Consider the following 20,961-nt stretch of genomic DNA (forward strand, 5'->3'; position numbering starts at 1 on the left):
CGCAACAGCCCGGCCGGGGCGCGAGGAGGCGGGTGCATGGCTCGGGCCGGAACCGACAGCGACGTCGAGACCGGGGACGCGGGCGGCGGGCCGTACGCGGACGCGTCCGACGCGCGGCTGACCGCGCTGCTGCGGGCCGGCACGCCGGCCGTCTACCCGGCGCTGCGGGAACTGCGCACCCGCCACCACGGTGCCGTGCTCGCCTACGCGCGCCAGTGCGCGACGAGCGAGTCCGCGGCGCGCCAGCTCGCGGCCCAGGCCTTCACGCACGCCGCCCGCGAGACGGCCCGCGGGGTGGACCCCGGCGTCCCGGTGCGGCTGCACCTGCTGTTGCTGACCGCCCGGCTGGCCGCCTCCTGGGCGCGCGAGGGGCGCTCCGGCGGCCTGGACGCCGGGCTGCTGCTGGTGCTGAACACGGCGGGCGGCGACGGCCCCGTACCGCCGCTGCTCACGGCCTTCCAGTCGCTGCCGCTGCGCGCCCAGGGCATGGTCTGGTACGGGACCGTGGAGCGGGAGGACGTGGAGCGCACGGCCGGGTATCTCGGCGTCACCCGCCAGGACGTGGTGTTCGAGACCCCGCAGGCACTGCAGACCATGGCCCAGGCGTGCCTGCGGGCCCGGCTCGCCGCCTCCGACGATCCGTGCTGCGGCGACTTCCGCCGGCTGATCGAGGAGGCCGTACGGCCCGACAACGCCCGTACCAGCTCCGACCTGCAGGCCCACATGGCGCACTGCGCGCACTGCACGGCCGCGTTCGAGGAGCAGACCGCGCTGCGCGACCAGCCGCGCACCGCGCTGGCCGAGGGCCTGCTGCCCTGGGGCGGCACGGCGTACGTCACCCGGCACCGGTCCGCCGACGCCCCGGCACCCGTGCGGCGGCCCGGCCCGCGCGCCACCGGGTGGCCGCCCTCGCGCCGCCATGTGCTGGCCGCGGTGGCGCTCGGCGTGGCGCTGACACCGGTGCTGCTCCTGCTGCTCACCTCGGGCGGCGGCGGGACGGACCGGCGGCCGGCGGGCGCGGCGGCCACCCCGCCGGCGCCGCCGCGGGTGACGGTGACCGCGACGGTGCCGGGCACGACCGCGCCCCCGTCCCCGTCGGCCACCTCCAGGCCGCCGACGGTCTCCGCCAGGCCCGCGCCCGCTCCCTCCCGCACGGCACGCCCGAAGCCGAGACCGACCCCGCCCCCGCCGACGGTGTGGCCGCCGGGCGCGGCCCCCGCGCAGGTGGTGAACGCCGCCACGGGCCGCTGCCTGGACGTGGCCGGCGACTTCGACGACGGCACGGACGTGGACCTGGAGCCCTGCGGCCCCGCGGCCACCCAGCGCTGGCGGGTGGACTCCTCGCGCGGGGTCCTGCAGTCCGCCGCCGACCCGGACTTCTGCCTGGACAGCCGCGGCTCGGTGGACAACGGCGTGGGCATCTGGCACTGCGACTCGGTCGACGGCAGGCACGGCGACAACCTGACGTTCACCGTCGACCCGGACGGGGTGATCCGCCCGGCCGTCGCCATCGAGACCGGCCTGACCGCGCACTACGGCGGCGAGCTGTCCTTCGATCCGCTGACCGGGGACGCGGACCAGCGGTGGCGGTCGGGCGACGCCTGAGCGCGGCCCGTCACACCGCGCGCACCCCGCCCCGCCAGACCTGGCCGGCCAGGGGGACGCCCGGGCGGTAGGCGAGGTGGACGTGGCTGGGCGCGTCCAGGACCACGAGGTCGGCGCGGGCCCCGGGGGCGAGCCGGCCGACGTCGGTGCGGCGCAGGGCCGCGGCGCCGCCGGCGGTGGCCGACCACACCGCCTCGTCCGGGGTCATGCCCATGTCCCGCACGGCGAGGGCGATGCAGAACGGCACCGAGGACGTGAAGGACGAGCCCGGGTTGCAGTCGGTCGACAGGGCGACCGTGACGCCCGCGTCGAGGAGGCGGCGGGCGTCCGGCCACGGGGCGCGGGTGGAGAACTCGGCGCCGGGCAGGAGGGTGGCGACGGTGTCGCTGTGGGCCAGCGCGTCGACGTCGGCGTCCGTCAGATGCGTGCAGTGGTCGGCGCTGGCCGCGTCCAGCTCGACGGCGAGCTGCACGCCGGGGCCGTGGCCGAGCTGGTTGGCGTGGACGCGCGGACGCAGGCCCCTGGCCTTTCCGGCGGTGAGGATCGCGCGGGCCTGGTCGCCGTCGAAGGCGCCCCGCTCGCAGAAGACGTCGATCCAGCGGGCGTGCGGGGCGCAGGCGTCCAGCATCTCCCCGGTGACCAGGTCGACGTAGCCGGCCGGGTCACCGGCGTACTCGGGCGGGACGACGTGCGCGCCGAGGTAGGTGACCTCGTCCGTGTGGCGGGCGGCGATGCGCAGGGCGCGGGACTCGTCGCCGACGGTCAGGCCGTAGCCGGACTTCGTCTCCAGGGTGGTGGTGCCCTGGCGCAGGGCCTCGGCGAGGTACCGGGTGAGGTTGGCCTCCAGTTCCGCGTCGCCGGCGGCGCGGGTGGCGGCCACGGTGGTGCGGATGCCGCCCGCGCTGTAGGCGCGGCCGGACATGCGGGCGTTGAACTCCTCGGTGCGGTCGCCCGCGAAGACCAGGTGGGAGTGGGAGTCCACGAAGCCCGGGATCACCGCCCGGCCGCCCGCGTCGACCCGGTGGTCGGCGGCGGGCGCCCGGCCCGACGCGCCGGTCCACACGACGCGGTCGCCCTCGAGGACGAGGGCCGCGTCCCGGATCACGCCGAGCGGGGACCCGCCGTGGGAGGGGTCGTTGGTGACCAGCGTGGCGATGCCGGTGATGACGGTGGCCGTGCGGTCGCTGCCGGTGGTGCTGCTCATGGGGTCCTTCCGTGGGGCGGCGGGCGTCAGCCGCGCAGGGCTTCGACGGCGTCCGCCAGCGCGGCCGGCACGTCGGGTACGAGGGCGTGGACGCCGTCGCGCACGAGATGGCGGCCGCCGACGACGGTGTGCCGCACGTCCGCCGCCGTGGCCGCGAACACGGCCGTCTCGGCGCCGAGCCTGGGCAGCGTGCCCGCCGTGCGGACCGAGTCCAGCGCGATCGTGGTGAAGTCGGCGAGGGCGCCGGGGGTGAGGGTGCCCGCCTCGTCCCAGCCGAGGGCGGCGTGACCGTCGGCGGTGGCGGCCCGCAGCAGGGCGGCGGCCGTCCAGTGGCCGCGGGTGCGGGTGCGCAGCCGCTCGTTCAGCTCCATCGCGCGGGCCTCCTCGAGCAGGTCGATGACCGCGTGGCTGTCGGAGCCGAGGCTGAGCGGGGAGCCGGCGCGCTGGAGGGCGGCGGCGGGGCCGATGCCGTCGGCCAGGTCGCGTTCGGTGGTCGGGCACATGCAGGTGCCGGTGCCGGAGCGGCCGAGCAGGGCGATGTCGTCGTCGGTGAGGTGGGTGTTGTGCACCCCGGTGGTGCGCGGGCCGAGGACGCCGTGGTCGGCGAGCAGCCGGGCCGGGCTGCAGCCGTGGGCCGCCTGGCAGGCGTCGTTCTCGCGGGTCTGCTCGGACAGGTGCACATGGAGGGGGGCGCTGCGCGCCTCGGCCCAGTCCGCGACCGTGGCGAGCTCCCGGGCGGGCACGGCCCGCACCGAGTGCACGGCGGCCCCGATCCGGGCGTGGTCCCGGTCCGTCAGCTCCGCGCAGCGTTCGGCCCAGGCCTCGGCCGTCCCGTCGGAGAAGCGCAGCTGGTGGCTGGTGGGCGGCTGCCCGAAGCCGGCGGACAGGTAGCAGGTGTCCAGGAGGGTGATGCGGATGCCGGCCTCGGCGGCGGCGTCGATCAGCGCCTCGCCCATCGCGTTGGGGTCCGTGTACCGGGAGCCGCCGGGGGCGTGGTGGAGGTAGTGGAACTCGCCCACGGCGGTGATGCCGGCCAGCGCCATCTCGGCGTACACCGCGCGGGCCAGGGCGTGGTAGTTCTCCGGGGTGAGCCGGGCGGCCGTGGCGTACATGAACTCGCGCCAGGTCCAGAAGGTGCCCGAGCCGACCTGGACCGTGCCGCGCAGGGCCCGGTGGAAGGCGTGGCTGTGGGTGTTGGCCAGGCCGGGCAGGGTCAGGCCGCGCAGGGGTTCGGCGCCCGGCGGCGCGGTGTGCGCACCGGTGCGCACGGCCGCGATGCGCCCGTCCCGCACGTCGAGGGCCACGCCCGGTTCCACGTGGGTGCCCAGCCAGGCCTGCTCCAGCCAGTACGTCCGCGTCCGCTCGGTGGAGGTCACGTGCAGGCCAGTCCTTCCAGTACGTCGGCGAGTGCGCGCACCCCGGCCAGGCAGTCGTCCTCGGCCGCGAACTCGGCCGGGGAGTGCGAGACGCCGGTGGGGTTGCGCACGAACAGCATGGCGGTGGGGACGCTCCCGGAGAGGATTCCGGCGTCGTGTCCGGCGCCCGTCCCGAGGACGGGTACCTCGGCCCCGGTGTCCTTACCCAGGATCCGGGCGAGCTCGTCGCGCAGGGCGTGGTCGAACTCGACGACGGGGGTGAAGGACTCGCGCACCACGTCCAGGTCCACGCCGTGCGCGGCGGCGTACTCGCGGGCGGCCCGCTCGATGCCGGTCACCACGGCGTCCAGGGCTTCCCGGCCGGGGGCGCGGGAGTCGAGCCAGCCGCGCACCAGGGAGGGGACGGCGTTGACGCCGTTCGGCTCCACGGCGATCTTGCCGAAGGTGGCGACGGCGCCGGCGAGGCGGGCCTCGCGGCGGGCGGCGAGCACGGTCTCGGCGTAGGGCAGCATCGGGTCGCGCCGGTCGTCCAGCCGTGTGGTGCCGGCGTGGTTGGCCTCGCCGCGGAAGTCGAACCGCCACCGCCCGTGCGGCCAGATGGCGCTGGCGACGCCCACCGGGTCCCCGGTCAGGTCCAGGGCCCGGCCCTGCTCGACGTGCAGTTCCACGAAGGCCCCGATGCGGGCCAGCCGCTCGGGGTCGGGTCCGATGGCCTCCGGGTCGTACCCGGCGGCCTCCATGGCCTGCGGCAGGGTGATCCCGTCGCCGTCGGTCAGCAGACGCGCCTGCTCGGCGGTGAGCACGCCCGCGGTCAGCCGTGAGCCGACGCAGGCGAGCCCGAACCGCGCGCCCTCCTCGTCGCCGAAGTTGACGACGGCCAGGGGCCTGGTGAACCGCGCTCCCCTGGCGCGCAGTTCGTCGAGCGCGGCGAAGGAGGAGACGACGCCGAGCGGCCCGTCGAACGCCCCGCCGTCGGGCACCGAGTCCAGGTGCGAGCCGGTCACGACGGCGTTCCCGGCGGCCGGGTCGCCCAGCCAGGCCCACTGGTTGCCGTTGCGGTCGGCCTCGTACGCGAGCCCGCGGGCCTCGGCCTGGTCCTTGAACCAGGCCCGGCACTCGGCGTCGGCGCCGGTCCAGGCGAAGCGGCGGTAGCCGCCGGAGGCGGAGCCGCGGCCGACCGGCAGCAGCTCCGCCCACATGCTGTGGAAGCTCAACGCTCCTCACCCTCGCGCATCGGGACGCGAACGCCCCGCTCGCCCGCGACCGACTCCGCGACGTCGTACCCGGCGTCCACGTGCCGGATGACGCCCATGCCGGGGTCGTTGGTGAGCACCCGCCGGATCTTCTCGCCGGCCAGCGGCGTGCCGTCGGCGACCGTGACCTGCCCGGCGTGGATGGAGCGCCCCATGCCGACGCCGCCGCCGTGGTGGATCGACACCCAGGAGGCGCCGGAGGCCACGTTCACCATGGCGTTCAGCAGCGGCCAGTCGGCGATCGCGTCGGAGCCGTCGAGCATGGCCTCCGTCTCGCGGTACGGGGAGGCGACGGAGCCGCAGTCGAGGTGGTCGCGGCCGATGACGACCGGTGCGGCCAGCTCGCCGCTCGCCACCATGTCGTTGAACCGCTCGCCCGCCTTGTCGCGCTCGCCGTAGCCGAGCCAGCAGATGCGGGCGGGCAGGCCCTGGAAGCGCACCCGCTCGCCGGCCATTTTGATCCAGCGGGCCAGGGACTCGTTCTCGGGGAACAGCTCCAGGATCGCCTTGTCGGTCTTGGCGATGTCGGAGGCCTCGCCGGACAGCGCGGCCCAGCGGAAGGGGCCCTTGCCCTCGCAGAACAGCGGCCGGATGTACGCCGGGACGAAGCCGGGGAAGGCGAACGCGCGGTCGTAACCGGCCAGTTGGGCCTCGCCGCGGATGGAGTTGCCGTAGTCGAAGACCTCGGCGCCGGCGTCCTGGAAGCCGACCATCGCCTCCACGTGCCGGGCCATGGACTCGCGGGCGCGGGTGGTGAAGCCGGCCGGGTCCTTGGCGGCGGCCTCGGCCATGTCCTCGAAGTCGAGGCCGAGGGGCAGGTAGGACAGCGGGTCGTGGGCGGAGGTCTGGTCGGTGACGATGTCGATGGGCGCGCCCAGGGCGAGCAGCTGGGGCACGAGTTCGGCGGCGTTGCCGAGGACGCCGATCGACAGGGGCCGGCGCTGGTCGCGGGCCTCGACGGCGAGCTGGAGGGCGTGCTCGAGGCTGTCGGCCCGCACGTCGAGGTAGCGGTGCTCGATACGGCGCTCGATGGCGCGCGGGTCGCAGTCGACGCAGAGGGCGACGCCGTCGTTCATGGTGACGGCGAGCGGCTGGGCGCCGCCCATGCCGCCGAGGCCGGCCGTCAGGGTGATGGTGCCGGCGAGGGTGCCGCCGAACCTCTTGGCGGCGACGGCGGCGAAGGTCTCGTAGGTGCCCTGGAGGATGCCCTGGGTGCCGATGTAGATCCAGGAGCCGGCCGTCATCTGGCCGTACATGGTCAGGCCGAGGGCCTCCAGGCGGCGGAACTCCTCCCAGTTGGCCCAGTCGCCGACGAGATTGGAGTTGGCCAGGAGCACGCGCGGGGCCCACTCGTGGGTCTGCATCACGCCGACCGGCCGGCCGGACTGGACGAGCATGGTCTCGTCGGCCTTGAGGGTCCTCAGCGTGCGCACCATCGCGTCGAAGGAGCGCCAGTCGCGGGCCGCCTTGCCGGTGCCGCCGTAGACGACGAGCTTGTCGGGGTGCTCGGCGACCTCGGGGTCGAGGTTGTTCTGCAGCATCCGCAGGGCGGCTTCCTGCTGCCATCCCAGGGCGCTCAGTTCCGTACCTCGCGGCGCTCGGACGGGCCGGGGTCCTGACATGGGTCTGCCTCCTGACGGACGGGTCTTCGCGGACGGGATCCGGCGGTGCCGGCTCCCGGCGCACTCACTGCGGCTCTTCGCAGTTATTCACATCGTGACCTGATGAATAGAACTAGTCAATACGTCGGGGTGCCGACAGTCGCGCGGCCGGGATGTTTGGCTGGGTCCATGGCGGCCGGCGGTGACGGGACGGGGGACGAGGGCATGGACGGACGTACGGATGGGCGTATGAGCGGGCCTACGGATGGGCGTACGGCTGGGCATGCGGGCGGGCGTACGGATGGGCGTACGGACTCCGGCCACGGCGACGACGCCCGCGAGCGGGCCGCCCGGCGGGACCTGGCGGTGCGGGCGGCGGTGCGGCGCGGGCTGCTCGGACCCCGTACGCCCGTGGTGGGCCTGCTCGACGTCGTCGGCATCCGCCGGTCGGCGGCGGCACTCAGGGCCGCCTTCGAGGCGGTGGCCGCGCCGGGCACCCCCGTACTGCACGCCTTCGCGGTGAAGGCCACCCCCCTGGTGCCCGTGCTGCGGCTGCTGCACGAGGAGGGCATCGGCGCGGAGGTGGCGAGCCCGGGCGAGCTGGCGCTGGCCCGGGCGGCCGGGGTGCCGCCGGAGCGCACCGTGCTGGACTCGCCCGCCAAGACCCCCGACGAGCTGCGCGAGGCGCTGGCGCTCGGTATCGCCGTCAACGCCGACAACCCCCAGGAGCTGGAGCGCATCGACGCCCTGATGGCGCGCACCGCTCCCCGCTCACCCCTGGGGATCAGGGTGAACCCGCAGGTCGGCGGCGGTTCCATCGAGGCGCTGTCGACGGCCACGGCGACCTCGAAGTTCGGGGTGGCACTGCGCGACGAGGGGGCGCGCGCCTGGGTCGTACGGGCGTGCCTGGACCGGCCGTGGCTGACCCGGCTGCACGCCCACACCGGCTCGCAGGGCATCCCGCTGTACCTGATGGCGCAGGGCGTGGCCCGTACCTACGCCCTCGCCGAGGAGATCAACGCGCGCGCCGGACGGCGGCAGATCGACACCCTCGACATCGGCGGCGGGCTGCCGGTGAACTTCGGCTCGGAGGCGACCACGCCCACCCACGCGCAGTACGCGCGGCTGCTGCGCGAGGTGGTGCCGGGGCTGTTCGACGGGCGGTACGGGCTGGTGACCGAGTTCGGGCGGTCGCTGCTGGCCGAGCAGGGCACGCTGGTGGCGCGGGTGGAGTACACCAAGAGCGCCGGCGGGCGGCCGGTCGCCGTGACCCACGCCGGCGTGCAGGTCGCCACCCGCACCGTCTACGCGCCCGGGGCGTGGCCGCTGCGGCTGGCCGCGTACGACGCCGAGGGGCGGCCCCGGACGGGACCCGAGGTGGTGCAGGACGTCGCCGGGCCCGCCTGCTTCGCCGGCGACCTGCTCGCCGAGGCCCGCGCGCTGCCGCTGCTGCGGCCCGGCGACCACGTGGCCGCGCTGGACACGGGCGCCTACTACTTCGCGCACCACTACGCCTACAACTCCCTGCCCAGGCCCGGCGTCCACGGCTTCGCCCCGGACGGCTCGGGAGGGATCGCCTTCGCCACCGTGCGCGAGCCGCAGCCGCCCGAGGAGATCGTGGCCGAGGCCGGAGGGGCGCACGTCTCGGCGCTCACCACTCTGCACGCCTCCGCACGCTCTTGAGGCACGCCTGGGACACCGGGTGCAACTGGTGTGAAACCCGGGTCAGTTGACCCACATTAGCCCCTCGGTCGCATGTTCCACCGGAAAATGCCGTAACCCCCATCCCTTCCGCACACGGTGCGTAGCGTCGGCATCACTCAGCCGAACCCCAGGCGGGAGGGGAACAACGGTGCCCGGAATCGACGAGTGCCTTCTGGAAGCCATGCGGCTGCCCGGCGCCAGAGGTGCCGCGCTGGTCGACTGGACGAGCGGTCTTGCCCTGGGCACGGTCGGCGAGTCCCCGGGCGGCGATCACGAGACGACCGCGGCGGAGGCCGCCGAACTGGCCCGGCTGGCCGCCGAGCACGGGGCGTTCGCCTCCGGTGACGACCCCGGCGGCGAGCGGCCTCCGGTCGAGGACCTGATCGTCAGCAACCGGGACAGCTACCACCTGCTGCGGTTCGTGGACACCTCCTTCGACAGCAGCGTCTTCCTGCACCTGTGGCTGGCCCGCGCCGAGGGCAACCTGGCCCTGGCGCGGATACGGATGGGCGAGATGGCGGAGCGGCTGGTGCTGGGATGACCGTGGTCGACACGACTCCCCCGCCCCGGCTGCCCGTGCGCGACAGGGTGGCCGCGGCCGAGCGGCCCTGGGGCGGCGTCTCGCCGATGCTCACCCGGCTCGCCGCCGAGCAGGCCACCGGCGTCCTGGTCCGCGAGCGCGGCACGCTCTATCTGAGCGAGGGCCACGTGGTGCACGCCGAGTCCGCCCTGGCCCCCGGCCTGGAGGTGCTGCTGACCGCGCACGGCACGCTCGACGCCGGCGCCTGGCGGGAGGCCGTATCGCGGGCCGACGAGCGGCGCGGCGCCGCCCGCCTGCTGCTCGACGCGGGCCACCTCACCGAGGGCGCGCTCCAGCTGTGCCACCTCGGCGCCCTCTACGACGCGGCCTACTTCGCCCTCGCGCCGAGCAGCACCCCGGGCCGCTTCCGCTACGGCGTCGCCCACCGGCTCGGGCCGGTGGTGCCGGTCCCTGTTTCCGCGCTGGAACGGGAGACCGTCCGGCGCCGGGAGCTGCTGCACCGCATCTGGCCCGACACCCGTCCCGACTCCGCCCCGCTGGTGCGGACGTACGCGGGCGCGGCCCCCCGGCTCACCCTGCGCCAGTACGCCCTGCTGGAGCGGGTCGACGGCGTCCGCACCGCGACCGAGCTGGCCCGGGAGCTGGGCCGGCAGGCGTTCCACACGCTGGTGGACGTCCGGCGCCTGGTGGCCGCGGGCCTGGTGGCGCCGCGGCCGGCGCCACCACCGGCACCCGTTGCGTCGGTGCCCGTCCAGCCGGTGTCCGGCCCGGCCGACCGGCCGGCGTTCACCACCGACCCCCACATCACGCTGCTGAAGAGGCTCAGGGATGCGCTGGAGGCCCTTTGAGAGGAGACACCGGATGCCGGCCGAGCCCGAGATCCTCGACGAGCTGCGCCGGCTGAGGGCCCGCGTCCCCCAGCTCACCGGCGCCCTCGCCGCCAGTGTCGACGGCCTCGTCCTGGCCCACGACACCCCGGGCGTGGAACCGGAGGGCGTCGCGGCGCTCACCGCGACGGCGCTCGGCGTCGCGGTGCGGATGGCGGACGTGACCGGCCAGGGCGATCTGCGCGAGCTGCTGGTACGGGGCGTCTACGGCTATGTCGCCACCTACGCCGCCGGCCGTACCGCGGTGCTGACGCTGCTCGCCCAGGACCGCGTCAACGTCGGCCGGCTGCACCTGGAAGGCCGCCGGAGCGGCACCCGTATCGGGGAGCTGGTCGACGCCGAGGCGGCGGCCCGCGCCCTCGGCAGGGCACCGGCCAAGGGCGCCCGGCCGGCGGCCCGCACCGGTGCCGCACGGACCAGAACCACGCGCGCGCCCCGCACCACGGGCACCAACGCGCCCACCCCAACCGAAAGTTAGAGAACCAAGGAGATACGACATGGCCAACACCGAGACCTGCCTGAAGGAATGCCTCGCCTCCATCGAGGGCGCGACCGGCGTCGCGCTCGTCGACTACACCAGCGGCATGGCGCTGGGCACGATGGGCGGCAGCAAGACCTTCGACCTCAACGTCGCCGCCGCGGGCAACACGGACGTCGTCCGCGCCAAGATGCGCACCATGGAGCACCTCGGCCTCAAGGGGCAGATCGAGGACGTCCTGATCACCCTGACCGACCAGTACCACATGATCCGCCTGATCAGCGGCCGCGGCGGCAACGGCCTCTTCCTCTATCTCGTCCTCGACTCCAAGCGGGCCAACCTGGCGATGGCCCGCCACCAGCTGAGGAAGATCGAGGAGGACCTCGAGGTCTGATCCGGCCCCCGCGGACGGGAGGCCCCCGTCATCCCTGCCGGACCAGCGCAGCGGTGCGGCGACGCGCCCCACCCGGGGCCGCGTCGCCGGCCGCGATGCCGGTGCTGCGCAGGGCCCTGACCTTCCTGCCCGCGGGGCTTCCGCCGCGCTTGTCCAGCCAGTCGACCCGCACCCACAGCAGTGCGTCCCCGGCCCGCTCCCGCCGTCCCAGCCAGGCCGCCTTCAGCCGCAGCCCGGTCCCGGCGCCGGCCAGCAGCATCCCGCCGGCCGCGGGCAGCACCGCCGAACCGGCGAGCGCGGCCAGGAAGGCGAGCAGCAGCCACCAGCGGTGGCCGCGCCGCCAGACGCGGGCGGTGACCGCGCGGTCCTGGAGGACGTCGTGCCGCCCGGCCCGGGCGGCGCCCCGGGCGAGGGCCACGTACCGCCGGCGGCGGACGCCCGCGACGACGGCCGCGGTGAGCACGTACAGCGCCGCCCCGGCCAGCAGCCCGGTCCGGCGCCCGGTCAGTCCCGGCACCAGCGCGCCGGTCCCCGCCGCCAGCACCCCGAGCCACCACAACGGCGCCGCTCCGGCCCGTACGACGACGGCGACCCGGGCCAGTCCATGGCCTCCGCGCCCTCCCCGGCCCGCCCTTGCCGACTGCCCCGCCTGCCCTGCGCGTGCCACCTGCCGCCTCCTTCTCGTCTTGGCACACTGCGTTCGCCCGGGAGATTAGCGGGCGTTGCTGAGACGAGTCTGAGAAGTCACCGACCTCGAACCGGCCACCGCCGGGCACGGCCGGTACGGCCCGGGGCCCGCCGCACCGCCGGGCGACGGCCGCCGCACCACCCGGCGACGGCCGCGGCGCCACCCGGCGACGGTTGGCGGGGCGCGCACAGCGACGGCCGGTGGACCGCCCGTACGACGCGCACCTCCCACCCGTACGACGCGCACCTCCCCAAGGGCCCCCGGGCACCGCCCCCGCGACCCGCATCACCCGGGGCCGCCGACACGCGGCCGTCGCGTCGGCGGGACGGCACAGCCGTCCCGTACCCGGGCGCCCGCCGCCGTCCGTCGCCGCCGTCCGCGACCCGGCCGTGGACGGCCGTCCGCCACCCTGGCCCGGACCGCTCGCGCCCCCGCGCACCACCGCCCGGGACACGCCGTCCAGGGACCCGGCGTCCCCGACGGCCAAGAGCCCACGTGTGCCCGCGCCCAGGAACGCCGACCCGCTGCCGCCGCCCGGCGGCCTGGCGGCCCGCCGGTCCGCGCGGCGGGGCGGGCGGGCCGTCCGCGCGGCGAGGCCGGCCGGTCCACCGCGCGGCGAGGCCGGCCGGTTCCCACGGCGGGGGGACGGTCCGTCACTCCACGAACAGCCCGCGTGCCGCGGCCGCCGCGTCGAACTCCTCCAGCCGCGCCTGCGCGTCCGGCAGGTCGTCGCACATGGCCTCCAGCAGCACCCGCCCGAGCAGCATCGGCGCGCACGCCGTGTCGAAGGCGAGGCCCGTGCCGACGGCCGCCGGCAGCAGCAGGTCGGAGTACTTCGCCACCGGCGCGAACACCGAGTCCGCGACCGTGACGACGGTCAGCCCGGCCTCCCGGGCGAAGGCGAGCGCGTCGACGACCTCCCTGGGGTGCCGGGGCAGCGCGAAGCACAGCAGCGCCGAGGCGCCGGCCCGTACGGCGCCCGCGATGCGGTCCTGGATCATCGAGCCGCCCTCGTCGAGCAGCCGTACGTCCGGGTGGACCTTGGCGGCGAAGTACGAGAAGCCGTACGCCTGGGAGGCCGCCGCCCGCAGCCCGAGGACGGGCAGCGGGCGCGAGGCGGCGAGGACGCGCCCGGCCTCCCGCACCGGCCGCGGATCGGCCAGCGCCTCGGCGAGGTGCCGCAGGTTCTCGATCTCGGCCTCGACGGCCTGCTGGTACTCGTTGTACGACTCCGCGCGGGCCGCCGGCTCGGCGGGCCCGACCTCGCGCAGGTGACGGCGCAGCGCCGGATAGCCGTCGAAGCCCAGGGCGACCGCGAACCGGGTCACCGACGGCTGGCTGACCCCGGCCAGTTCGGCCAGCTCGACGCTGGACAGGAACGGCACGTCGGCGGCCCGCCGCACCATGCAGTGCGCGATGCGCCTCTGGGTCGGCGTCAGCCGGTGCCCCTCGAAGAGCGCCTGCAGCCGTGCGGCAGGGCTGTCGGTCACGCTCATGCCGTTTCTCCCCCTCCAGAAGTCGTCGACGACCCGGGAGAGTACTCCCCGACCAGTTTCTATTCAGACAACTAGAACTCTGCATGACGTCATACAGAACGGGCAAGGCGGGGCCACCCGCGAACGCGGAACCACCCCGCGAACACGGGGGCTACCCCCAGTGCGGCGCCCCGGCCCGCTCCCTAGCCTGGCGGCATGAGCGGTAGGGACGCGCACGGCACCGACCTGAAGAAGGACCTCGACGCCACCCTGCGGGTCCGCGGGGACCTGGGCGAGGAGTACGAGTCCGCGCTGGTCGATTCGTTCCTGGAGAAGGTCGACCAGCACATCGACGGCGCCATCGAGCGCCGGGTGCGCCGGCAGTTCGCCGAGCAGCAGATGGCGGCGGCCCGGGACGCGCGGTCGCCGAAGCCCACCGACTCCTGGGGGGAGCGCTTCGGGTTCGGCATCGTGTCGCTGGTGCTGGCCGTCCCGCTGTCCGCGATCGGCGGCTCGCTGGGCCATCTGCCCGGGCTCCTGGCCGCCTGGATGGGCATCGTCGGCGTCAACGCGGTCCAGGCCGCCCGCACCAACCCGGACCTCTTCCGCGGCCGGCGCCGCCGCCCCGGCAGGGACGCCGACTGGGAGGAATGACCGGACCGGCCGGCCGGCCGGGAACACCGGCGGCGGTCCCGGGGCCGCTGTGATCCCAGGGCTGCTGTGTCCCGGGGCCGCTGTGATCCCGGCGTCCCCTGCGATCCCGCCGGAACCGCAGGGGACGCCGGAACCGCGGAGGCCGCCGGGAACGGGATGCGCGGGGACCGCCGCACCCCCGTTGCCGGGGGGCGGGACGACGGCGGTCCCCGCGAGGGACGCGGGCCGGGTCAGGGCCGGGCTTGCGCGTCCATGGCGTCCATGGAGGTCCGGGAGCCGCTCCGGAGGTCCTTGGCGCCGTACGGCGCCGGCCCGGTCGGGACGCCTTCCCCAGTGCCTGACGCCTGGGTGGCGGCCCCTCTCCGTGCCGACGCCCACCAATCTGCCCCACCCGTGTTAAGCCGGTGCTGCGCGAACGTGACGTGCTCGTACCACTTCCGCGAAGTCCACGGGCTTCTGACGTGCCGACACGTCCCCGGGCCGGCCCGCCCCGGCGGTGCGCCGGGTGTTCGCTACTGCTTTCCGCCCTTGGCCAGGAAGGACAGCAGGTCCTGCCGGCTGACCACGCCGGTGGGCTTGCCCTCCACCAGCACGATCGCCGCGTCCGCCGCGCCGAGCACCGACATGAGGTCGGCGACCGGCTCACCGGAGCCGACCTGCGGCAGCGGGGCGGACATGTGCTTCTCCAGCGGGTCCTCCAGCGAGGCGCGCTTGGTGAACAGCGCGTCCAGCAGCTCCCGCTCGACCACGGACCCGACGACCTCCGCCGCCATGACGTCCGGGTGGCCGGCGCCCGGCTTGACGATCGGCATCTGCGAGACGCCGTACTCGCGCAGCACCTCGATGGCCTGGCCGACCGTCTCGTCGGGGTGCATGTGGACCAGGGAGGGAATGGAGCCGCCCTCCTTGTCGCTCAGCACGTCGGCCACGCGGGCGCTGGGGCCCTCGTCCTCGAGGAAGCCGTAGTCGGCCATCCACTCGTCGTTGAAGATCTTCGACAGATAGCCGCGCCCGCTGTCCGGCAGCAGGACCACCACGACGTCGTCCTCGCCCAGCCGCTCGGCGACCCGCAGCGCGGCGACGACGGCCATCCCGCAGGAGCCGCCCACCAGCAGGCCCTCCTCCTTGGCGAGGCGGCGGGTCATCTGGAAGGAGTCCTTGTCCGAGACGGCCACGATCTCGTCGGCGACCGAGCGGTCGTAGGCGGTCGGCCAGAAGTCCTCGCCGACGCCCTCCACCAGGTACGGCCGGCCGGAGCCGCCGGAGTACACCGAGCCCTCGGGGTCGGCGCCGACGACCTTGACCCGGCCGTCGCTGACGTCCTTCAGATAGCGGCCGGTGCCCGAGATGGTGCCGCCGGTGCCGACGCCCGCCACGAAGTGGGTGATCCGGCCCTCGGTCTGCTCCCACAGCTCGGGACCGGTGGAGTGATAGTGCGACAGCGGGTTGTTCGGGTTGGAGTACTGGTCGGGCTTCCAGGCGCCCGGCGTCTCACGCACCAGCCGGTCGGAGACGTTGTAGTAGGAGTCCGGGTGCTCCGGCGCCACGGCCGTGGGGCACACGACCACCTCCGCCCCGTAGGCGCGCAGCACGTTGATCTTGTCCGTGGAGACCTTGTCCGGGCAGACGAAGATGCACTTGTAGCCCTTCTGCTGGGCCACGATGGCCAGTCCCACGCCGGTGTTGCCACTGGTCGGCTCGACGATCGTGCCGCCCGGCTTGAGCTCACCGCTCTGCTCGGCCGCCTCGATCATGCGCAGGGCGATGCGGTCCTTCACGGAGCCGCCCGGGTTGAAGTACTCGACCTTGGCCAGGACCGTCGCCTTGATGCCCTTGGTGACGTTGTTGAGCTTCACCAGCGGGGTGTTGCCGACGAGGCTGATCATCGAGTCGTGGAATTGCACCGTTGTCTCCGGTTGCTGCAAAAAAGGTGGTCGTGGTGGTTCCGCCAGCCTAAGGCCAGCCGCCCGTCCGCCGCGGTCGTTCACTCACCGTCGAGATTGGGCGACGGTCGGTACGGGGCAAGGACTGGGTGTACGGCTATGCGGGAGGTGGCGGCGAGGCATGACGAGCATGTCGAGGGCGCGAGTGGCCCGGCGGATCGCGGCCGGCGCCGCGTACGGGGGCGGCGGGCTCGGGCTGGCCGGCGCGGCGGCCGCCGGGTTGCTGCTGGCCGAGGTGCAGCTGGCCAAGCGTCACGTCGGCAACGGCACGGACAACCACGTGCCGGTCGCCGACGGGCTGTACGGCCGCGGCTACGACACCCCCGGCGAGCCCCCGCTGCGTCTGACCCTGCTCGGTGACTCCACCGCCGCGGGGCAGGGCGTCCACCGGGCCGGGCAGACGCCGGGCGCACTGCTCGCCTCGGGGCTGGCGGCGGTGGCCGAGCGGCCGGTGCGGCTGCGGAACGTGGCGCTGCCCGGGGCGCAGTCCGACGACCTGGACCGCCAGGTGGCGCTGGTGCTGGCCGATCCGGCCCTGGTGCCCGACATCTGCGTGATCATGATCGGCGCCAACGACGTGACCCATCGCATGCCCCCGACCCGCTCGGTGCGCCATCTGTCGGCCGCGGTGCGGCGGCTGCGCACGGCGGGCGCGGAGGTGGTGGTGGGCACCTGTCCGGACCTCGGCACGATCGAGCCGGTCCAGCAGCCGCTGCGGTGGCTGGCCCGGCGGGCCTCGCGGCAGCTGGCGGCGGCGCAGACGATCGGGGTGGTGGAGCAGGGGGGCCGCACGGTGTCGCTGGGCGACCTGCTGGGCCCGGAGTTCGCGGCGAACCCGCGCGAGCTGTTCGGGCCGGACAACTACCACCCCTCCGCCGAGGGGTACGCCACGGCGGCGATGGCGGTGCTGCCGACGGTCTGCGCGGCGCTGGGCCTGTGGCCGGCCGAGGAGGAACGGCCGGACGTCTCCCGGCGCGAGGGCTTCCTGCCGGTGGCCCGGGCGGCGGCGGAGGCCGCGTCGGAGGCGGGCACGGAGGTCACGGCCGCCATGCCGACCGGCCCGCGCGGCCCGTGGGCCCTTCTCAAGCGCCGCCGCCGCAGGCGGGTCCCCGAACCGGAACCGGCCCCGGCGACCCCCTCGCCCTGAACCCCGGCCCCGCCTCCCGGGCCTGCGCGCCCGGGAGCTCCCGGCCCCCGCCCCCGGCGCCAGTCAGCCGGGGACCCGCTCGGCCCCGGCGCCGGCGGCCGGTCCGGCACCTGGCCGACCCCGGCCGGCGATCGGCCCGTCCCCGGCCGACCCCGGCGGCGATCGGCCCGTCCCCGCCCCCCGGGGTGGACGGCCGGCACCGGGCCGGCCCCGCCCGCGATCGGCCCGGCCCCCGGCCGGGGACGGGGCCACTTCACCCCCGGGTACGCCCGGCGACCCGGACACCCACCACCCCACCCGCCCACGGCCGCCAAGGCCCCACCCAGCACTCGACGACGAGCCCGTGCGGGGGCGAGCGGGCCGCGCCCCCGCATCCCGGGGCGCAGGCCACCCGGGGCGGGCCTGCGCCCCGGGCGGACCGGGACCGGGAGGTCCGGGCCCGAGGATCGGGGGCCAGGGCCAGGGCCAGGGCCGGGATCGGGCCGGGAGCCGGGCCCGTCGAGGCCTCGGGGCCGTTTGGGAGCGGGGCGGCTGGGGACCGGGGTCCGTGGAGGGGGGCGCCGGCGTGCGGGGACGGCTCCGCCGACGGAGGACCAAGCAAGCGCTTAGAAAGTTGCGGTCAGGATCACACCGCCATACCCGTGACCCGGTGCATACGTACGGGTAACTTCCCAACCAGCCCTGCCCATCCGCTCGTACCCCGTACCCACTCAGGAGCCGTGATGCCCGAAGCCGTGATCGTCTCGACCGCCCGCTCCCCCATCGGCCGCGCCTTCAAGGGCTCCCTGAAGGAGCTGCGCCCCGACGACCTGGCCGCCACCATCGTGCAGGCGGCCCTCGCGAAGGTTCCCGAGCTGGACCCCAGGGACATCGACGACCTGATGCTCGGCTGCGGCCTGCCCGGCGGCGAGCAGGGCAACAACCTCGGCCGGATCGTCGCCGTACAGATGGGCATGGACCACCTGCCCGGCTGCACGATCACCCGCTACTGCTCGTCCTCGCTGCAGACCTCCCGCATGGCCCTGCACGCGATCAAGGCCGGCGAGGGCGACGTCTTCATCTCGGCCGGTGTCGAGATGGTCTCGCGCTTCACCAAGGGCAACTCCGACAGCCTGCCCGACACGCACAACCCGCTGTTCGCCGAGGCCGAGGCCCGTACCGCCGCCGTCGCCGAGCAGGAGGGCACCACCTGGCACGACCCGCGCGAGGACGGCCTGCTCCCCGACGCCTACATCGCGATGGGCCAGACCGCCGAGAACCTCGCCCGCTGGAAGGGCGTCACCCGCCAGGAGATGGACGAGTTCGGCGTCCGTTCGCAGAACCTCGCCGAGGAGGCCATCAAGAACGGCTTCTGGGAGCGCGAGATCACCCCGGTGACGCTGCCCGACGGCACGGTCGTCAGCAAGGACGACGGCCCCCGCGCGGGCGTCACCCTCGAGGGCGTCTCCGGTCTCAAGCCGGTCTTCCGCCCCGACGGCATGGTCACCGCCGGCAACTGCTGCCCGCTCAACGACGGCGCCGCCGCGCTGGTCATCATGTCCGACACCAAGGCGCGCGAGCTGGGCCTGACCCCGCTCGCCCGGATCGTCTCCACCGGCGTCTCCGGCCTGTCCCCCGAGATCATGGGCCTCGGCCCGGTCGAGGCCAGCAAGCAGGCGCTGCGGCGGGCCGGCCTGACCATCGACGACATCGACCTGGTCGAGATCAACGAGGCGTTCGCCGCCCAGGTGATCCCCTCCTACCGCGACCTCGGCATCGACCTCGACAAGCTGAACGTCAACGGCGGCGCCATCGCCGTGGGCCACCCCTTCGGCATGACCGGCGCCCGTATCACCGGCACGCTGATCAACTCCCTGCAGTTCCACGACAAGCAGTTCGGCCTGGAGACGATGTGCGTCGGCGGCGGCCAGGGCATGGCCATGGTCATCGAGCGCCTCAGCTGACCGCGCGCCGGCCGGGCGCCGGCGACCGGCTCACGCGCGGCCCGCGGGACGGCCGGCTCACGCGCGGCCCGCGGGACGGCCGGTGAGGGACCGTCAGTGCCCGCCATAGCACCCAGCGTCATCGAACGGCCCGGAATCCAAGAAGCGCCTGGATTCCGGGCCGTTTTGTGATCCAATCTCCCCCAGAGTGTGACCTATCTCCCTCGGGAGGGATGTTCGCGCAGGTCAGGCCCGCCTGGGAAGTCCCACCGGATCACCGGAGGGCTTCTTTTCCGTCCGTTTCGTGATGTTACGCACTGACAGTTGGATAGTCCGCCCTTCAAGCTGATGTAGGAAGTCGGGGGTCTACCTTGAACCCGGGAGTACGTCAGTGAGCGCCATGCCGATCGCTTTGCTGCTCACCACGGTCGCCACCGGCGCCGTGGGCGTCGCCGTCCTGCGCACGCTCTTCGCGCTGCGCCGTCAGGTCTCGGCGCTGCAGGAGCAGCTCGCGGAGAACTACGCCGCGACCGCGCGCGCCCTGCTGCCCGCCGCCCGCAGCCACAGCGACGCCGAGCAGATACGCGCCGCCGTGGTCCAGGCCCTGGCCGAGGAGCGGGAGCGGGAGCTGGCCGAGGCGCGCGCCTTCTGGGCCGCCCAGGAGGCCCGCGACGCCGCCGACGCGCCGTCCCTGCTCGGGCTGCCCGACAGCGAGCTGTTCCTGCCGCGGCAGGCCGACTTCGCCGGCATGGACCACCTGGAGCCGGTGACCGAGACGGGTCAGGACGCCGAGGAGGGCGGCTCCGCCGGGGAGTCCGCCGAGCTGGCCGCGGCCCGGCGCCGCCACCCCTCGCACCCGGACTTCACCCCGCACCCCTCCCCCGTCGTCGGCGACCACGAGCGCACGGTCGCCGCGCTGGAGCAGCTCGCCGACTCCCGGGTCGAGCTGGCCGACGTCCGCCCGGGCCCGCTGGGCACCCTCGACGTCTACGTCTTCGCGGACGGCACCACGCTGTGCATGACCCCGGGCCACCGCGAGACCGCGGAGCGCCTGGCCGCCGCCCTGCGCGCGGGCGAGTCCCCGGTCCTGCTGGGCGGCTCGGGGGTCTCCGGCGCCTACGCCCTCACCTTCGCCTGCGGCGAGGAGAACGTCTACATCCTCGCGGACCGGGTCATCGCCTCGCTGTAGCCTTCGCGAGCCCCTCGCCCCGGCCGCCGCGAGCCCCTCGCGCCCGGCCGCCGCGAGCCCCTCGCGCCCGGCCGTCACGACGCCCCGCCGCAGCCGTCGCGACGGCCGTCGCGCGCGGGGCGGTCCTCAGACCCCCGCGCGCTGCTGCGCCTCCCGCACCAGCCGCACCGCCTCCTCGACCTCGGCCTCGTCCGTCAGTACGAGGGCGAGGTCGTGGCCGGCCACGGTGACCTGGTCGGCGGCGGCGAACATACCGGCGTCGGGCATCTCGCGCGGCCGCGTCCCGGGCTCCTCCAGCACCTGCGCGCGCCGGGCGAACTCCCTGGCCAGCGCCAGTGCCTCGGCCGCGGCCGACCGCTGCAGCCGGCTCTGCGGTGCGGCCCGGAGACGGTCGGCGAAGTGATCCACGGCCCGGGTCAGAGATGTCGTGTCAACCACGCGGCGAGACTACGCGCCGCACCGGGACTGTTGCCAATACGCGAACGGTCGGGCACGGTGACGTGAAGGACCGGCTTCATCGAATGCGTCCGGAGGCGCCGATGTCCCAAGTCTTCTCCGAGGAGACCCATCGCAATCTGCTCGCCCGCATCCCCCATTGCACCGGTCGTGAAGTCACCGACTGGCTGCGCACCGTCGAAGAAGGCCCCGCGCTCTGCTTCGAGGAGAAGCTCAGCTGGCTCCGCCACGAGCACAACCTCGCGTACGGCCACGCCAAGGCCATCATCCACGAGTACGACCTGAGGAGGGCGGCGCGCAAACTGCTCTAGGCGTGGCGGCACGCCGAGACGACGAAGGGCCCCGGGGAGCTTGGGTTCAAGGGGTCGTCGCAACACCACTTGGTTTCAGGTGGTGAGTAGATCACGTAGACGCTCGGCTGGGGTATCCCAGCCGAGCGTCTTG

19 protein-coding genes are annotated in these 20,961 nt (G+C 74.9%); 11 read left to right on the forward strand and 8 right to left on the reverse strand.

What is annotated here, in order from left to right; genetic code table 11:
* Positions 1-36: 36 nt before the first annotated feature.
* On the forward strand, positions 37-1,605 hold the full coding sequence (locus tag ACI2LW_RS29775; RefSeq protein ID WP_404734342.1) for a ricin-type beta-trefoil lectin domain protein: 1,569 nt from the start codon (positions 37-39) through the stop codon (positions 1,603-1,605).
* Positions 1,606-1,615: 10 nt separating this feature from the next.
* Here ACI2LW_RS29775 and hutI read toward each other — a convergent pair whose 3' ends face one another.
* From hutI to hutU, 4 genes are read right to left on the reverse strand one after another with little or no spacing between them, the layout of a single operon-like run.
* Positions 1,616-2,809 (reverse strand): imidazolonepropionase, encoded by a 1,194-nt coding sequence (gene hutI / locus ACI2LW_RS29780; RefSeq protein ID WP_404734343.1) that lies wholly within the window; start codon positions 2,807-2,809, stop codon positions 1,616-1,618.
* A 26-nt stretch (positions 2,810-2,835) separates the two neighbouring features.
* Positions 2,836-4,185 (reverse strand): formimidoylglutamate deiminase, encoded by a 1,350-nt coding sequence (locus ACI2LW_RS29785; protein WP_404734344.1) that lies wholly within the window; start codon positions 4,183-4,185, stop codon positions 2,836-2,838.
* Complete coding sequence (locus tag ACI2LW_RS29790) at positions 4,182-5,399, reverse strand: allantoate amidohydrolase (protein ID WP_404734345.1); 1,218 nt, start codon at positions 5,397-5,399, stop codon at positions 4,182-4,184. Before ACI2LW_RS29790 ends, ACI2LW_RS29785 begins: the two co-directional genes overlap by 4 nt.
* The gene (gene hutU, locus ACI2LW_RS29795; protein WP_404734346.1) at positions 5,396-7,060 is read right to left on the reverse strand and encodes a urocanate hydratase; all 1,665 of its coding nucleotides are present in this window, start codon (positions 7,058-7,060) and stop codon (positions 5,396-5,398) included. The genes ACI2LW_RS29790 and hutU overlap by 4 nt, the downstream gene beginning before the upstream one ends.
* Positions 7,061-7,288: 228 nt before the next feature.
* Here hutU and ACI2LW_RS29800 point away from each other — a divergent pair, with 228 nt between their 5' ends.
* The 5 genes from ACI2LW_RS29800 to ACI2LW_RS29820 all read left to right on the forward strand — a co-directional run bounded on the left by ACI2LW_RS29800 (position 7,289) and on the right by ACI2LW_RS29820 (position 11,043).
* On the forward strand, positions 7,289-8,722 hold the full coding sequence (locus ACI2LW_RS29800) for a diaminopimelate decarboxylase (protein ID WP_404734347.1): 1,434 nt from the start codon (positions 7,289-7,291) through the stop codon (positions 8,720-8,722).
* Positions 8,723-8,891: 169 nt separating this feature from the next.
* Positions 8,892-9,284 (forward strand): hypothetical protein, encoded by a 393-nt coding sequence (locus tag ACI2LW_RS29805; RefSeq protein ID WP_404734348.1) that lies wholly within the window; start codon positions 8,892-8,894, stop codon positions 9,282-9,284.
* Positions 9,281-10,132 (forward strand): transcriptional regulator, encoded by an 852-nt coding sequence (locus ACI2LW_RS29810; protein WP_404734349.1) that lies wholly within the window; start codon positions 9,281-9,283, stop codon positions 10,130-10,132. Before ACI2LW_RS29805 ends, ACI2LW_RS29810 begins: the two co-directional genes overlap by 4 nt.
* A 13-nt stretch (positions 10,133-10,145) precedes the next feature.
* Entirely contained in the window at positions 10,146-10,649 is a 504-nt protein-coding gene (locus ACI2LW_RS29815; RefSeq protein ID WP_404734350.1) for a roadblock/LC7 domain-containing protein, read from the forward strand.
* Positions 10,650-10,668: 19 nt separating this feature from the next.
* Positions 10,669-11,043 (forward strand): hypothetical protein, encoded by a 375-nt coding sequence (locus tag ACI2LW_RS29820; protein ID WP_404734351.1) that lies wholly within the window; start codon positions 10,669-10,671, stop codon positions 11,041-11,043.
* Between the two features lie 28 nt (positions 11,044-11,071).
* Here the strand turns inward: ACI2LW_RS29820 and ACI2LW_RS29825 are convergent, their stop codons facing one another.
* The gene (locus tag ACI2LW_RS29825) at positions 11,072-11,710 is read right to left on the reverse strand and encodes a hypothetical protein (RefSeq protein ID WP_404734352.1); all 639 of its coding nucleotides are present in this window, start codon (positions 11,708-11,710) and stop codon (positions 11,072-11,074) included.
* 674 nt (positions 11,711-12,384) lie between these two features.
* Complete coding sequence (locus tag ACI2LW_RS29830; protein WP_404734353.1) at positions 12,385-13,227, reverse strand: MurR/RpiR family transcriptional regulator; 843 nt, start codon at positions 13,225-13,227, stop codon at positions 12,385-12,387.
* Positions 13,228-13,422: 195 nt separating this feature from the next.
* Here ACI2LW_RS29830 and ACI2LW_RS29835 point away from each other — a divergent pair, with 195 nt between their 5' ends.
* On the forward strand, positions 13,423-13,860 hold the full coding sequence (locus tag ACI2LW_RS29835) for a hypothetical protein (RefSeq protein WP_404734354.1): 438 nt from the start codon (positions 13,423-13,425) through the stop codon (positions 13,858-13,860).
* Between the two features lie 512 nt (positions 13,861-14,372).
* Here ACI2LW_RS29835 and ACI2LW_RS29840 read toward each other — a convergent pair.
* On the reverse strand, positions 14,373-15,764 hold the full coding sequence (locus ACI2LW_RS29840) for a cystathionine beta-synthase (protein WP_404734355.1): 1,392 nt from the start codon (positions 15,762-15,764) through the stop codon (positions 14,373-14,375).
* A gap of 160 nt (positions 15,765-15,924) precedes the next feature.
* Between ACI2LW_RS29840 and ACI2LW_RS29845 the strand changes: the two genes are divergently transcribed.
* The 3 genes from ACI2LW_RS29845 (at position 15,925) to ACI2LW_RS29855 (ending at position 20,061) form a co-directional block, all read left to right on the forward strand.
* Positions 15,925-16,950, forward strand: coding sequence for an SGNH/GDSL hydrolase family protein (locus ACI2LW_RS29845; RefSeq protein WP_404734356.1), 1,026 nt, complete (start codon positions 15,925-15,927; stop codon positions 16,948-16,950).
* Between the two features lie 722 nt (positions 16,951-17,672).
* Positions 17,673-18,893 carry an acetyl-CoA C-acetyltransferase gene (locus ACI2LW_RS29850; RefSeq protein ID WP_404734357.1) on the forward strand — a complete coding sequence of 407 codons (1,221 nt, stop codon included), beginning with the start codon at positions 17,673-17,675 and terminating at the stop codon, positions 18,891-18,893.
* A 370-nt stretch (positions 18,894-19,263) separates the two neighbouring features.
* Positions 19,264-20,061: a hypothetical protein gene (locus ACI2LW_RS29855; protein ID WP_404734358.1), complete on the forward strand. Its 798-nt coding sequence runs from the start codon at positions 19,264-19,266 to the stop codon at positions 20,059-20,061.
* A 126-nt stretch (positions 20,062-20,187) separates the two neighbouring features.
* On the opposite strand, the gene ACI2LW_RS29860 is transcribed toward ACI2LW_RS29855, so the two are convergent.
* Positions 20,188-20,499, reverse strand: a complete 312-nt coding sequence (locus ACI2LW_RS29860; RefSeq protein ID WP_404734359.1) for a hypothetical protein — start codon at positions 20,497-20,499, stop codon at positions 20,188-20,190.
* A gap of 101 nt (positions 20,500-20,600) precedes the next feature.
* Between ACI2LW_RS29860 and ACI2LW_RS29865 the strand changes: the two genes are divergently transcribed.
* The gene (locus ACI2LW_RS29865) at positions 20,601-20,828 is read left to right on the forward strand and encodes a DUF4287 domain-containing protein (protein ID WP_404734360.1); all 228 of its coding nucleotides are present in this window, start codon (positions 20,601-20,603) and stop codon (positions 20,826-20,828) included.
* Positions 20,829-20,961 lie beyond the last annotated feature (133 nt).

Origin of the sequence: Streptomyces sp. NPDC004065, from assembly GCF_044903565.1 — a bacterium.
Classification (GTDB): domain Bacteria; phylum Actinomycetota; class Actinomycetes; order Streptomycetales; family Streptomycetaceae; genus Streptomyces.